This is a genomic window from Pelobium manganitolerans, assembly GCF_003609575.1.
GTDB lineage: Bacteria > Bacteroidota > Bacteroidia > Sphingobacteriales > Sphingobacteriaceae > Pseudopedobacter > Pseudopedobacter manganitolerans.
The window spans coordinates 42,925-57,160 of sequence record NZ_MBTA01000012.1 but is presented as its reverse complement, the minus strand read 5'-3'; the positions used below and the strand labels follow the sequence as shown (position 1 = coordinate 57,160).

At 41.4% G+C, this 14,236-nt stretch carries 17 protein-coding genes; 6 read left to right on the top strand and 11 right to left on the bottom strand.

The window, feature by feature from the left end; translation table 11 throughout:
* Both BCY91_RS06830 and BCY91_RS06825 read right to left on the bottom strand, forming a co-directional pair.
* Positions 1–927, bottom strand: coding sequence for a hypothetical protein (locus BCY91_RS06830; protein WP_120181221.1), 927 nt, complete (start codon positions 925–927; stop codon positions 1–3).
* A gap of 119 nt (positions 928–1,046) precedes the next feature.
* Positions 1,047–1,439 (bottom strand): hypothetical protein, encoded by a 393-nt coding sequence (locus BCY91_RS06825; protein ID WP_182995324.1) that lies wholly within the window; start codon positions 1,437–1,439, stop codon positions 1,047–1,049.
* A gap of 341 nt (positions 1,440–1,780) precedes the next feature.
* Here BCY91_RS06825 and BCY91_RS06820 point away from each other — a divergent pair, with 341 nt between their 5' ends.
* The 5 genes from BCY91_RS06820 to BCY91_RS06800 all read left to right on the top strand — a co-directional run bounded on the left by BCY91_RS06820 (position 1,781) and on the right by BCY91_RS06800 (position 5,267).
* Positions 1,781–2,377: a YceI family protein gene (locus BCY91_RS06820; RefSeq protein ID WP_120181219.1), complete on the top strand. Its 597-nt coding sequence runs from the start codon at positions 1,781–1,783 to the stop codon at positions 2,375–2,377.
* Positions 2,378–2,410: 33 nt separating this feature from the next.
* Positions 2,411–3,733 (top strand): hypothetical protein, encoded by a 1,323-nt coding sequence (locus BCY91_RS06815; protein ID WP_120181218.1) that lies wholly within the window; start codon positions 2,411–2,413, stop codon positions 3,731–3,733.
* 76 nt (positions 3,734–3,809) lie between these two features.
* Complete coding sequence (locus BCY91_RS06810) at positions 3,810–4,409, top strand: YceI family protein (RefSeq protein WP_120181217.1); 600 nt, start codon at positions 3,810–3,812, stop codon at positions 4,407–4,409.
* Positions 4,410–4,431: 22 nt separating this feature from the next.
* Positions 4,432–4,836: a hypothetical protein gene (locus tag BCY91_RS06805; protein ID WP_120181216.1), complete on the top strand. Its 405-nt coding sequence runs from the start codon at positions 4,432–4,434 to the stop codon at positions 4,834–4,836.
* A gap of 23 nt (positions 4,837–4,859) precedes the next feature.
* Positions 4,860–5,267 (top strand): hypothetical protein, encoded by a 408-nt coding sequence (locus BCY91_RS06800; protein ID WP_120181215.1) that lies wholly within the window; start codon positions 4,860–4,862, stop codon positions 5,265–5,267.
* Positions 5,268–5,363: 96 nt separating this feature from the next.
* On the opposite strand, the gene BCY91_RS06795 is transcribed toward BCY91_RS06800, so the two are convergent.
* The 7 genes from BCY91_RS06795 to rplM form a co-directional block, all read right to left on the bottom strand.
* Entirely contained in the window at positions 5,364–7,043 is a 1,680-nt protein-coding gene (locus BCY91_RS06795; RefSeq protein ID WP_120181214.1) for a glutamine--tRNA ligase/YqeY domain fusion protein, read from the bottom strand.
* 65 nt (positions 7,044–7,108) lie between these two features.
* Positions 7,109–8,488, bottom strand: a complete 1,380-nt coding sequence (locus tag BCY91_RS06790; protein WP_120181213.1) for a mercuric reductase — start codon at positions 8,486–8,488, stop codon at positions 7,109–7,111.
* 111 nt (positions 8,489–8,599) lie between these two features.
* Complete coding sequence (locus BCY91_RS06785) at positions 8,600–9,037, bottom strand: nuclear transport factor 2 family protein (RefSeq protein ID WP_120181212.1); 438 nt, start codon at positions 9,035–9,037, stop codon at positions 8,600–8,602.
* Between the two features lie 252 nt (positions 9,038–9,289).
* Complete coding sequence (tsf, locus tag BCY91_RS06780; protein WP_120181211.1) at positions 9,290–10,129, bottom strand: translation elongation factor Ts; 840 nt, start codon at positions 10,127–10,129, stop codon at positions 9,290–9,292.
* Positions 10,130–10,231: 102 nt separating this feature from the next.
* Positions 10,232–11,080 (bottom strand): 30S ribosomal protein S2, encoded by an 849-nt coding sequence (rpsB, locus tag BCY91_RS06775; RefSeq protein WP_120181210.1) that lies wholly within the window; start codon positions 11,078–11,080, stop codon positions 10,232–10,234.
* An 18-nt stretch (positions 11,081–11,098) separates the two neighbouring features.
* A complete protein-coding gene (rpsI, locus tag BCY91_RS06770; RefSeq protein ID WP_120181209.1) occupies positions 11,099–11,485 on the bottom strand; it encodes a 30S ribosomal protein S9 in 387 nt (128 codons plus the stop codon).
* 17 nt (positions 11,486–11,502) lie between these two features.
* The gene (rplM, locus tag BCY91_RS06765; RefSeq protein ID WP_120181208.1) at positions 11,503–11,946 is read right to left on the bottom strand and encodes a 50S ribosomal protein L13; all 444 of its coding nucleotides are present in this window, start codon (positions 11,944–11,946) and stop codon (positions 11,503–11,505) included.
* A gap of 379 nt (positions 11,947–12,325) precedes the next feature.
* Between rplM and azu the strand changes: the two genes are divergently transcribed.
* On the top strand, positions 12,326–12,856 hold the full coding sequence (gene azu, locus BCY91_RS06760) for an azurin (protein WP_120181207.1): 531 nt from the start codon (positions 12,326–12,328) through the stop codon (positions 12,854–12,856).
* Positions 12,857–12,943: 87 nt separating this feature from the next.
* Here the strand turns inward: azu and BCY91_RS17575 are convergent, their stop codons facing one another.
* Both BCY91_RS17575 and BCY91_RS06755 read right to left on the bottom strand, forming a co-directional pair.
* A complete protein-coding gene (locus BCY91_RS17575) occupies positions 12,944–13,105 on the bottom strand; it encodes a thioredoxin domain-containing protein (protein WP_182995323.1) in 162 nt (53 codons plus the stop codon).
* A complete protein-coding gene (locus BCY91_RS06755) occupies positions 13,099–14,193 on the bottom strand; it encodes a TlpA disulfide reductase family protein (RefSeq protein ID WP_120181206.1) in 1,095 nt (364 codons plus the stop codon). The genes BCY91_RS17575 and BCY91_RS06755 overlap by 7 nt, the downstream gene beginning before the upstream one ends.
* Between the last annotated feature and the right edge of the window lie 43 nt (positions 14,194–14,236).

The following is a 14,236-nucleotide window of genomic DNA, read 5'->3' as shown; positions in this document are numbered from 1 at the left end:
CTAGAATAAAATATCAATGTATAATTCACTCTTTACGCCTTCAACGCCGGGCGTAAAATCTGTTGGCACCACCGTTCCTTTTAATATTTGGCCTTGTTGGTTTAGCATAATTAAATTGAGGGTCCAATTGCCAGTCATGGTGTAATTAACCACGCCGTGGTAAAAGCCGTCATCTTTTTGCACCAAATCTTTGTTGTTTAGCGATGAATGGTTGCCCATGGAAGGCTCGGGCATCCGCGGATCCAGCTGCAAGGTGTAACCGCCGACTTCTGCGTACGAAAACTGGCCGGGGTCTGGAAACTCTCCCGAAGGTGCGTCAAGGGGCGGATTGTACCTATAAATGCCGGCTACCAATGCGTTTTCGGCAACTTTAGGCTTTTGTGGCGATACCAAAGCGATGATATAATCTGCTCCGTCTTTAGCCTTAAACGATACCATGTTTAAGTTTTTGTTGGCCTGTTTCTCTACCTGCACACGCTTTTGCACGCGGTAGCTTGTACTAGCCACATCGAAACTTAAATACAAATCCCACTCGCCGTTAGCCCCGCTTTCATCGGTAAATACGGCATAGCCGCTGAAGTAATGCTCGCTAGCCAAATAGTTCGGTTGATAACGATGCGGTCCCGAAGCTTTTGTACCGTCTGCTTTGGTGATGATAGGTAAGAAGGTAACTGCCGACACCTTTACTTCTTGCTTACTTTGCTTATCGCTCACCTTTATGCGTAGCTCGTTATAGCCTTTGTAAAACTTGCCGTTTAATGCTTCGATACTGATGCGGTAAGCGCCGCTTTCAATGCTAGTGGCTTCTTTAAATTCGATATATTCTGGAACTACCTTGGCAATTTCGGCCTGGTAGTCGGCTTTCTTTTTTGTGCAAGCACTTAAGGCAAGGCAAAAAATGGCCGCACAAATGGCAATAGGTTTCATCTCGAAATCGATTATGAAAACAACAATAAATGTGGATTGGCAAACGCATAATCGGCCACAGAGCAACAAAAGCCAAGCTTCTGTTTTGGTTTAAGCCAACGTTTGCAAGAAAAGCGCTGTTAAGCTAATTTTAAGAGTGGTGGGTGGAAAACTGACGCGTAATAGTTGTAGGCGTAGGTGCTTCGGTAAACAGGAAATTGCGGTAACTCTAATTCTTCTGTCCAGCAGTGCATGTTTAGCACTTTGCTTTCCTCTTGCACGTACAAAGCGCTGTACTCATAAACCAGCAAGTTTTTTTTGTTCTGTTCTTTCTCTGCTTCTTTTACCTTCTTCATCAGCACGCACTGCCCGTTACAGTGCAACTGCGGTTTATCTTTATTGATACATTGGGCAATATAATCTGCTACGTACAACTCGTAATCGGCAGTCATGATACAGCGGTAAAGCGACTGGAACGTTAAAGTGAGCAACAGGATATATACGCAAATACTTCTCAAAAGATGTTTTTTCAACTTGGCCACAAAGGTAAACAAACATCTTTTGAAACATTGTTAGGGGAGCTAGTTTTTGTAGTTAATACTTTACTTCTTTAAATATTATAAATATCTGCAATGCGTCTTTTAGGTAAATATTTAAATGAATATCCCCTCGCACGGGCTTTTCACCACGCTTTTTAATCTGCCCTTACGGTGACCCACACCGTCTTTCATCTTTGCTCTTTGATCCAATAAGTGACATTATCCTCGTGATTTTGTAGCAAATGTCATATTTCCGACAGGCTACTGTCATGTTCTGTGCTGTTGGCGCACCCTACTTTTGGTGTATAATTCAAGGGTTCACAAAACAAATTATTATGAAACGCTTTAATCCAAAATTCATTAAAAACGCAGTGTTAGCTACAGCGGTATTTTTTATCGCCTCTGGTATAAACCATAAACTAAATGCGCAAACTGCTTACGGAGTGGCTCCAGGGTCGCAGATAACCGTAACCGGCACTTCCAATTTACACGACTGGACGATGGCCGCTACTAGTTTTGCCTGCGATGCCAATTTAAACGTTGCGGGCGGACAGCTAAAAGACGTGCGGAGTTTAAATTTTGTGTTGCCTGTTAAAAACTTGAAAAGCAAAGAAGATTTAATGGATACACGGGCGCACAAAGCTTTAAATGCAGATACTTACGATAAAATCACTTTCAAAGTAAGCGATGTTACCGTGGTTGCCGCTCAAAAGCTGGTGAAAGTAACCGGAAATCTAACCTTATCTGGCGTAACAAAGGCCATCAGCCTACAGGCAAATTATACAGTAGCCGAAGATCAAAGCGTGCTCTTTAAAGGCTCTAAATCAATAAAAATGAGCGAATTCAAAATTAAGCCTCCAACCTTTATGATGGGCGCTTTAAAAGTGGGCGACGAGGTTACCATTAATATGGCTTTAAAACTTAAAAAATAACAAACAGAAATTAATCATTAAACAAATAAGAACATGAAAACTAAACTGCAAATTTTAGCCGGATCAGCAATAGTGCTGGCTTGCTTAGGTGGCCAAATTGCCCAAGCCCAAACCCAGGTGGCAAATGTACGGCCTTATGATAAAAGCGGTATAAACGTATTTGAGGCACCAAAAGATTCTGCTGCCGTATTTAACGGACTTAAAGTGAAATTTGGTGCTGGCTTTACCCAATCTTTCCAAGGTTTAAAACACGAAAACAAAGCTGGCGGCTTATACAAAATGTCTCCGGGGTTTAACACGGCCAATGCAAACCTTTATATGGATGTGCAATTGGCAGATGGTATCTTGCTAAATTTAACCAGCTACCTATCTTCAAGACACCACAACGAAACTTGGGTTAAAGGCGGTTATATCCAGTTTGATAAACTTCCGTTTAAAGGTGAAGTTTGGGACAATATCATGAAATACGCCACTTTAAAAGTGGGGCACATGGAGATCAACTACGGCGACCAGCACTTTAGAAGATCAGACGGTGGGCAAACCATTTACAATCCGTTTGTAGAAAACTATATTATGGATGCCTTTACCACAGAAATTGGCGGCGAATTGCTGCTAAGAAAAGGAATATTCTTTGGCGTGGTTGGCGTTACCAACGGGATGATCAAAGGAAATATCGACAGCCTAGTAGCTACTCCGCAAGATAATAACATCCATAAATCTCCTGCTGTATTGGCAAAATTGGGTTTAGATAAACAAATAAACCCAGATTTAAGAGTTCGCTTAGCGGCATCTTATTACAACAACAGCAGCTCTGGCAGCCAAACCCTTTATGGTGGCGACCGTACCGGATCTAACTATTTTATGGCGATGGAAAAAGCTGGCGGAACCTATGCTGCTAACGCTTTCTCTGGCCGTTACAACCCAGGGTTCACCAAAAAAGTAGAAGCATTCCAGCTAAATGCTTTCGGTAAATACCAAGGTTTAGAATTGTTTGGAACCTACGAAGCTGCCAATGGTAGAACAAAAGCAGAAACTGCCGAAAGAGATGCTAAACAATATGCAATTGATGCCATTTACAGATTTGGAAAAGCGGAAGATGTGTTTATAGGAGTACGCTACAATGCATTAACTGCGCGTCCGGCCAACGTTGCCGCAGCCGGTACCAGCCCAGCAATCACCTATACAGACGACGTAAAAATTGACCGGATTGCTTTTGGCGCAGGCTGGTTCTTAACTAAAAACATCTTATTAAAAGGTGAATATGTGAAACAGCAATATAAAGACTTCCCTGTTGCCGATTACCGCAACGGAGGCGAATTTAGCGGATATGTTATCCAAGCTGTTGTAGGTTTCTAAAAAACACACAGACTAAGTAAAAAGCGGATCGGAAAATATCCGGTCCGCTTTTGTTTTAACCAAGGCAAAATCCGTCATGAGCAAAAAATTAGCTTTAACCCTTCTCTGCTTCATCACGTATTTCGCTTTTGGCTTTCAAAACCCAAAAAGCAGTAAATGGGTAATCAGTAAAAATTGTTCTTTGAAAGTTGCCGGCAGTACCAATATCAACAAGTTTAATTGCGATATAACCAATTATTACAAGCCAGACACTTTAAACATTTATCAAAGTAGCGGAAACCATCCGGTTAAAATTAGCGGAAAAATGGAGCTGGAAATTAGCCAGTTTGACTGCCACAACCCGGTAATGACAGCCGATTTACGCAAAACTTTAAAGGCAAAAACCTATCCTACCCTAACCATCAACTTCGTTAGTTTAGATCGGTATCCCAATTTTAAGAACGCAAACGGCGAATTAAAAGGAAAAGTAAATATTGCCTTAGCGGGTGTAAATAAAGCTTTTGATGTTAATTACAGGTACAATAAAACTGCCGCAGACGCTATCGCATTGGTAGGTACGCAACGGGTAAATTTTTCTGATTTTAAAATAATACCACCGCGCAAATTGGGTGGGATGATTGAAACCAATGATGAACTCGACATCCAATTTGTTTTACAGCTGAAAATTATCAATTAAACAACACCAAAAATTAAACGACATGGAAACTTTAAACACCTTCGGCTTTACACAGCAACTGGTAAAACACCGCACAGAACTCCGCTTTTTAAGCGATGAAATAGAGATGATCAAACGTTTTTTAAAAGCAAATTTCCCTAAATATTTTGCAGATGAAGCAGAAGTAAACCGGGCGCAATTGCTTTACAATCGTTTGGCATCTTTAAAACTGGTGCATCAAAACATTGTGCGCAACCATACGCAACATTATAAAAATATGGCGAATAAAAGCAATGCTTTTTTGGAGTTGGAGAGCGCACGGATAACTGACGAGGTTAAAGATTTGACCAAGAATTTAGACCGGCTTAAACGGGAAATGTATGTGTTTTTTGATAATAGCGCCGTACAAGAAGCAAACTTAGAAAACACCGAATTTCAGTTAGATTAGTGTGCAAATTAAATAGCAAACAAATGAAAAAGGTTTTTACAGCGGGCTTAATTGCAGGTTTGGTGCTGTTTGTACTTAGCTACGGCGGATTATACCTTTCCGTGAGGTTTTTCCCATCATTGTTTATTGAATATAACAGCCCGCTGTTTAATTCGGACGGTAGCCGAGATTTACTTTTTTACCTGCACCCTTTCATTTTCAGCTTTGCACTTTCTTGGTTTTGGGCCAGGTTCCGCAAACTTTTAAAAGGCCCTCTGCTGTTACGCGGTATCGAGTTTGGTTTGATATATGCTTTTACCGCGCTGTTGCCTGTAATGTGGATTACCTTTAGCTCTTTGGATGTGGCCATTGGCACCGTAAGCAGCTGGTTACTTTACGGGCTTTTACAGGCCATTTTTGCCGGAATTGTTTTTGCTAAAATCAACCCTTAATAAGATTAAGGAGTAAGGATTAAGGAGCAAAGACACTTGTCAACTGACCAACTAGCTCCTAACAAACTAACGCCTAACCACCTAACAAACTAGCTCCTAACCAACTAACTTCGCCCAGGTATCTTTTAGCGTTGCCGTGCGGTTAAATACCAAATGCTCATCCGTAGAGTCTTTATCCACACAGAAGTACCCTTTTCTGATAAACTGATAACGCCTGTCGGGATGCTCCGCTAACTGCTTTTGTGCATTAGCCAAATCAGGTTCTATATAAGCTTTTTTTATAACCACTAAACTTTCGGGGTTAATGTAATCTTTAAAGTCGCCCTCTTCGCGGTCTGGTTCTTCTACGGTAAACAACCTGTCGTACAACCTAACCTCCGCGGTTTTTGCGTGCTTCACGCTTACCCAGTGCATGGTGCCTTTAACCTTAAGCCCGGATGTATCTTCGCCAGATTTAGATTCTGGGAAATACGTACAATGGATTTCGATAACATTCCCTTCGGCGTCTTTCACAAAATCATCGCACCTCACAATATAAGCGTGCTTTAAACGGCTCATTAAGCCCGGGCCTAAGCGGAAAAACTTCTTCGGCGGGTTTTCCATAAAGTCTTCACGCTCTATCCAAAGCTCTCGGCTAAAGGGAATTTCACGTTCACCATCATGCCCTTCTACCTCGGGGTTGTTTTCGCCGCGTAATAACTCTTCTTTACCTTCCGGATAATTGGTAATTACCATCTTAATCGGATCTAAAACAGCCATTCGCCGCCACGAAGTTTTGTTCAGGTCTTCGCGGATAAAGAACTCCAACAAGCTGTATTCAATTAAATTATCGCGTTTGGCAATCCCAATGCGTTCGCAAAAATTCCGGATAGAGGAAGGCGTAAAACCGCGTCGACGTAAACCGCTGATGGTCGGCATACGCGGATCATCCCAACCCGAAACAAATTTCTCGTTCACCAACTGCAATAACTTACGCTTACTGGTGACGGTGAAATTTACGTTACGACGCGCAAATTCATATTGTTTAGAAGGGTAAATTTCTAACTTTTCTATTAGCCAGTTGTATAAATCGCGGTGAGGTACAAACTCTAAAGTACAAACCGAATGTGTAACGTGTTCTATCGCATCACTTTGCCCGTGGGCAAAATCATACATTGGGTAAACACACCATTTGTCGCCCGTGCGGTGATGTTTTGCGTGTTTAATGCGGTACAAAATAGGGTCGCGCATAATCATATTAACATGCGCCATATCAATTTTAGCACGTAAGGTATGGCTTCCGTCGGCAAATTCGCCGGCTTTCATGCGCTCAAATAAATCCAGATTTTCGGCTACGCTACGGTCACGGAAGGGACTGTTTACCCCCGGCTCGGTTGGCGTGCCTTTCTGCTTCGCCAGCTCTTCGGCACTTAAATCATCCACATAAGCCAAACCTTTTTCAATCAGTTTTACCGCATAAGCGTAAAGTGTATCAAAATAATCCGAAGCAAAATGCTCGTTCTCCCACCTAAACCCTAGCCACGCAATGTCTTTTTTTATTGCGTCTACGTACATCGTTTCTTCTGTAACGGGGTTGGTATCATCAAAACGGAGGTTGGTATAGCCTTTAAATTTCTCGGTTAAACCAAAATTTAAGCATATACTGCTGGCATGCCCAATATGTAAAAAGCCATTAGGTTCTGGCGGAAAACGGGTGATAATTTTATCGTATTTACCTTCTCTTAAATCGGCTTCTACAATCTCTTCTATAAAATTCAGTGACTTCTCTTCGGACATTTTTGTTTTGTATTCTAAAGCCCCGCAAATTACTAAAATTAAGCGTAGCCGAGAAAACAGATTCGCTATCCTTCATCCAAAGCCATAAACAAATTATTCAATGATTCTGTAAACAGCGGATGCGCAAACATCATTTTGCGTATTGCTGTATAGGGCACCTTGCCAATCATGGCCATCTGCAAAACCGACATTACCTCGCCGCCTTCGGGGCCGATAATGGTTGCGCCCAAAATCTGCTTGCTTTTTGTGTTTACCACAGCTTTCATATAGCCAATAGTCTCGCCGGTTTCTATGGCGCGTGCCACATGTTTCATAGGCAGAGTGGTCACTTTATAATCCAGCTTTTTGGCTTTCGCCTCCTTTTCTGTTAACCCAACGCGGCCCATCTGCGGATCTGTAAACATGCAATAAGGTACCAACCTGTTTTTGATGCTTTTGTTTTTACCATGAATTAAGTTTTCATAAACCACTAAATGGTCGTTGTAAGCAATATGGGTAAAGGCGGGACCGCCTTTAACATCGCCCAGGGCGTAAATATTTTTTGCCGATGTGCGCAATTTGGTGTTTACTTTCACATAACCCTTATCATTGGTTTTAACGCCCGCAGCTTTTAAATTCAGGCTTTCGGTCTGTGGCTTTCTTCCAGTCGCCATTAAAATATGACTACCGATAAATGTCTGCCATTCGCCTTCTATATCGGCAATAACTTTTTTTTCTTTTTTTCCGCTTATCGCTGATACTTTTGCGCCGGTTACAATTTCGATGTTCTCCCGCTTAAAAACTTCGGTTATGGCTACACAAACATCCTCATCTTCGTGTGGCATTAAGGTAGCCGATTGTTCTAAAATCGTCACTTTGGCGCCAAAGCGGTTCATCATTTGCCCCAGCTCCAAAGCAATATAACCGCCCCCAATGATGATTAAATGTTCTGGAATTTCTTCCAGCTCTAACAACGAGGTAGAGGTTAAGTAATCTGTTTCATCAATACCCTTCAACTTTGGAATATTCGGGCTGCATCCGGTGTTTATAAAAATCAACTCCGCTTTTAGCTGGAGTTCATTCTTTTCGGTTGCTACCTTTAAAGTTTTGGCATCTATAAAAGAAGCATCGCCCATAATAACTTTTAAGTTCTTGGTTTTTTCTAAACCTTTGATGGCCCCATTTCTGAACGATACTACCACGTCATCTTTCCGTTGTAACACCTTATCATAATCAACACCGATATGTTCTGCTTTAACACCCCAATGCTCGGCATTTTTAGCTACGTAAGCCACCCGGGCCGAGTAGATCATCGTTTTTGTTGGTGAACAGCCATCGTTAATGCAAGTGCCGCCAATCTCTCGCTTTTCTACTAGGGCCACCTTTTTACCGGCCTTTGCCAATTTTTTAGCTAAGGGAATTCCGGCCTGCCCGGCGCCTATTACAATTGCATCAAAGTGTTGCATAGCATCGTGTTTTATCCATCAACTGGGGAGCAATAACTTTACCAAGCAAAAAAAAGCGGGCCGTTGCTTGTTGACAACGGCCCGCTTTCTAAGGTTAATCGCTAATATGGCTTATGACTTAAATTCGGAAGAAACCGCGTTTATCTTCCAATCTTTTCCGCTTTTTACCAAGGTCACAAAGTTTTCGCGGGTAAACCCGTCGTAAATCATGCTTACTTTTACAACGGTATAAGCTTCTGTGTTTACCATCACTGCCGATAAAACTTCGCACTGTTGCGTAACACCTTTGTTCTTCCTCAAGAAAGCAAATTCTTCTGCCTTGGTGTGACTTACCACTTTTCCGTTTCTTGAAATACTGAACTTTGCATCCTCAGTAAACATCTTGTTAAAGTTTTCGAGCTGACCGTATTTCACTAAGTTTACATATTGCTGTACGCTCTCGTTTAAACTTTGGGCAGACTGCGTTTTGTCATCAGCTTTAACAAAGCCAACAGAAGCTACCAACATTAAAACAGCTAAGATTGAGGTTTTTAGGTTAAAATTTTTCATCGTCTTAATTTTTAATTTTTTAATTGTTTTTTGGAATATAGACGACGCCACCTAAGGATTAGTTACAAGAGGATGACATTTTTTTTACGCGACGGCAATAATTTTTAAATGTTAGGTTCCAAGATGTGGGGAAAAACGACAAGACCTCAGTTATCAATAAAAATCACGCTATTTTCACCACAAAAAAATCCCCGCCTAAACAGACGAGGATTCTCTATAACCAGTATCTTGACACTTCTATCTTGATACTCCTTAAGCTCCTAAAGCAACTCTTTTGAAAGCCGTTACCGTTAAACCTTTAGATGTTTCATCCAAAAATTTACGGATATCTTTTGAAGAGTCTTTCACAAATTCTTGGTTCAACAAAGTTTGCTCTTTGTAGAATTTGTTCAATTTACCGGCAGCAATTTTTTCGATCATCGCTTCTGGCTTGCCTTCAGCTCTAATTTGCTCTTTAGCAATTTCCATTTCGCGCTCAATTACACGGCTGTCAACGTCTTCTTTATCAACACCAACCGGGCTCATCGCGGCAATCTGCATCGCTACGTCTTTACCTGCTTCATCTAAACCGGCAGCATCTTGGTTAAAACCAACTAAAACTGCTAAACGGTAATTACCGTGGATGTAAGCAACAACTTTATCAGCGCTTAAAGTTTCAAACTTAGAAACGCCAATTTTTTCGCCTATTTTACCGGTTTGGTCAATAATCAAGTCAGAGATTTTAGCACCGTCAAGTTCTTGAGCAGTTAATTCTTCAATAGTTGAAGCATTACTTTCCACTGCTTTATCAGCTACGGCTTGTGCAAAAGCAACAAAATCTGCGTTTTTAGCCACAAAGTCTGTTTCGCAGTTTACCTCTACAATAATTCCTTTTTTACCGTCGGCGGTAGTTTTAGCAATAACTACACCTTCGTTAGAGTCTCTGTCCGAACGTGAAGCAGCTACTTTAGCTCCTTTTTTACGTAAATAATCAATTGCAGCTTCAAAATCGCCGTTAGCTTCTGTTAAAGCTTTTTTGCAATCCATCATACCGGCGCCAGTTTGTTGGCGTAATTTGTTTACATCTGCTGCAGAAATTTGTACTGTAGACATTTTATTTTCCTTTTTTAATTTCAATAATAAAAAGCAAAAGGTTGTTAGCAGAAGCTGAAATCACTCCCAACTCGCAACTAACAACCCATCGCTCAAGTTTAATTACTCTCCTTTTGCTTCTTCAGCAACTGCTTCTTCAGCTACTGCGGTACCAGCGTCAGCGCTTTTACGTGGTCTTTTACCACCTTCAGCTTTTTCTTCCGGAGCATCAGCTTTGGCTTTTTCTGCCGCTGCTTCTTTATCGTTTTCTGCGTCTTTCTCTTGCTTACGCTCTTCTAAACCTTCATTAATTGCATCAATGATGATACCGGTTATTAATGAGATAGATTTTGTAGCATCGTCATTCGCAGGGATTGGGAAATCAATGTTTGACGGGTCCGAGTTGGTATCTACCATTGCAAAGGTAGGGATGTTCAGCTTCAAAGCCTCTGTTACCGCGATGTGCTCTTTTTTAACGTCAATCAAAAACAAAGCAGCCGGTAAACGGTTCAAATCGGCAATACCTCCAAGCAAAGTCTCCAATTTCACGCGCTCGCGCTGGATCATTAACTTCTCTTTTTTAGAAAGCACATCGTAAGTACCGTCTTTAGTCATCTTGTCAATGTTAGTCATCTTTTTGATAGATTTTCTAACAGTAGCAAAGTTGGTTAACATACCGCCCAACCATCTTTCGGTTACGTAAGGCATGTTTACAGATTTTGCGTACTCTGCAACGATGTCTTTAGCTTGTTTCTTGGTAGAAACAAATAAAATTTTACGACCAGATTTAACAATTTGTTTGATAGCAGAAGCTGCTTCCTCAACACGTGTTAAAGTTTTGTTTAAGTCGATAATGTGGATCCCGTTGCGCTCCATAAAAATATATTGCGCCATTTTCGGATTCCATTTGCGGGTAAGGTGACCAAAGTGTACACCTGCATCCAATAAGTCCTGATAAGTTGTTCTTGCCATTGTCTTGTCCTCCAAAAATTAACGTTTACTGAATTGGAATCTCTTACGAGCTTTAGCTCTACCTGGTTTTTTACGCTCAACCATACGGCTGTCACGCGTCATCAAACCTTTAGCTCTAAGCGCTGGTTTCCTAATCGCATCTAACTCAACAATAGCTTTAGCAATCGCTAAACGAACAGCCTCAGCTTGTCCTTTTATTCCGCCGCCTGCAACGTTAACTTTAACATCATACTGTCCGGTAACTTCGGCAACAGTAAAAGCTTGGTTAACAATGTACTGCAATGGCAGTGTTGGGAAATATTCTTTATGGTCTTTACCGTTAACGGTAATGGTTCCGTTGCCTTCTTTTAAGTAGATACGGGCAACAGCAGTTTTTCTTCTTCCGGAAGTGTTAGTAACTGACATCTCTTTTCCGTTTAAATTTAAAATTTAATTTCTTTAGGGTTTTGTGCAGCGTGCGGATGCTCGGTACCTGCATATACATACAGATTTTTGAAAATTGCACGGCCCAAACGGTTTTTAGGCAACATACCGCGTACCGCTTTCTCGATGATACGGGTAGGGTGTTTCTCCATCAACTCTTTCGGAGTGATAAAACGCTGACCGCCCGGATAACCAGTATATCTCTGGTACACCTTGTCAGACAATTTATCGCCTGTCAGTTTAACCTTGTCTGCATTGATCACAATCACGTTATCGCCGCAGTCTACGTGTGGGGTGAAAGATGCCTTGTTTTTTCCTCTAATCACTTTAGCGATGTTGGATGACAAGCGCCCCAAAATCTCGCCCTGAGCGTCAACAACAACCCATTGTTTGTCAACGGTCTTTTTATTGGCAGAGACAGTTTTGTAACTTAACGTATTCACTTGCTTTGTATTAAATTAATAAAATATAGTATTCCCCTAATTTTTTAGGGACTGCAAAGATAGAACTATGCTTTTATATATCAAATAGTTGGGCGGGGAATTTTTTGGTGAGGGTTTGGGAGTTTTAAGTTGTAGGTAATAAGTTAAAGGTTGGAGTGGAGTAGTGAAAGGTTTAAAGTCGAAGGTTAAAAGTTATTTGGGCGTTCTCCGCCAGCTGGCGGATCGGGCTTTCCGCTCATACTGCACAAGGCATTAGCCACAGGCCGGTATCCGCTTCAATCCCTAACGCAAGAAGCAAAACAAATTATGCCCCTAATATGACCAAGATCACTTCCTTTATCCTCGCGTTTAACCTAGCTTTGCACAAAAAAATTTTATTATGAAAAAAATAAGTTTAAAATCGTCTCTTTTATTGCTTGCCTTAGGATCTTCTATGTTTTTTGCCTGTAACAATGATCAAAAAACGGAAAGCAACAATGATACTGTTGCTGTTGAAGAAGAAGTTGCAGATGATACCGCTGCTGCCACCAACCAAGATAAAGTGGAAATAACTTTGAACGGCAGCGATGCAATGCAGTTTGATAAATCTGAAATTAAAGTAGCAGCCGGACAAACAGTTGTTTTAACCTTGCACCATACAGGCAAATTGCCGGTTGAGTCTATGGGCCACAATTTTGTGCTATTAAAACAAGGTACAGATGTAGAAGATTTTGCCACTAAAGCGATGGCGGCAAAAGATAACGGCTATATCCCTACGGATGACAGCAACATTATTGCCCACACAAAATTAATTGGTGGAGGCGAAAGCGATACCATTACATTTACTGCCCCAGAAAAAGGCACTTATGATTTCTTGTGTTCTTTCCCTGGCCACCACGCCATGATGAAAGGCAAATTTATTGTTGAGTAATCTTCTGCTTTAAATTTAAAGCACAGCACATTAGTTATACCGCAGGCGCCAAAAATCAGTAGATTTTTGGCGCTTCTTTTTTATAGCTTATTCCTTCAGCATTGCAGTTATAAGGCCTTCAAATTCTTGCGTAAAATCTAGGTAATGCCTCCCCGTTCCGGGACCCGAGAAACCAGTGTGAATTTTACGCACCTCCCCCTTTTTATCCAAAACAATTAAAGTTGGGAAAGCCATCACCTTGTTCAACATCGGCAAGCTTTTGGAGGCTTCGGCATTGGTGTAACCGGTAAACAAAAAGGTTCGGCACCAAAACGCTTTTTCACGGCACCAATATTTTTCTTCGCTTTTGCAAAGTCTGTAGTACGCTCATACGCTAAGGCCACAATCTCTAAACCTTGCTTCCGATATTTTTTATCCAGTTGCGCCAAGTAAGCAGTTTCGTCCATGCAGTTTGGACACCAAGAACCAAACAGCTGCAAAAGCACCACTTTATTCTTAAACCTAGCATCACTTAAAGAAACAGTTTCACCGCTTAAATCTTTAAATGTGAAATCCAGTTTCTTTCCGTCTTCCAGCTTGGTTAAACTGTAAGCATCGGGCAGGCTAATAGCCGAATCTCTTTTGGCCGTGAAGGTTTCTATATGCGAGAAACCAGCATAAAACCTGCCTTCTGTTAACGTGCTGTCGGCGTTTACCTTTGCGGTAAACAAATACGCTCCCGAGCCATCAAAAGAAGACAAGGAAAGTTTATCGGCATCTACCACGCCTTCTAAAAAGCGGTAGTCGCCGGTGCTGGTTAAAAATGTACCCGTCACCTTAGATTTGTTTTGGAAAAACTCGCCTATAGCCTGCGTTGTATCCTTTCCGTCTTCGCTTACAAAAGTGGTTGCCCAACGCCCGCTAACATTATACGGGCTTTCTATTACCCGCTCGCTAATGCGCCAGTTCGCATTTGCTTTGGCATAAAATGTCATCTCTACATCTTTATCAGCCAAATGCTTAGTCCAAACGCCATCAATTTTGTTATCTAGCAGCACCCCGCTAATTTCCGAATCGTACAGCGGCAACTTAATAAAAATCGAGTCGTTCACACGCCTAATGCTATCCACACGCAAGCGATCCTCGCCATTGATGAGATATATGATATAACGCTGAGCGCTATCTTTTACCTCAAAATTAAAAGGCACTTCAACGCCCGACTCTGTGATTAAAGCGCCGCGCCACATACCGCTTTCAAACTTAGCATCGGGCTTATCACAGGCTATCAAGCAACATATCGCTAAAGCAAGAACAAAAAATTTAAACGTTGTTTTAAAAAAGGGGTTTGATGTATTCATCTGTAATTATTTGAGGAATTAAGCCGGCACCTGATACCGATAA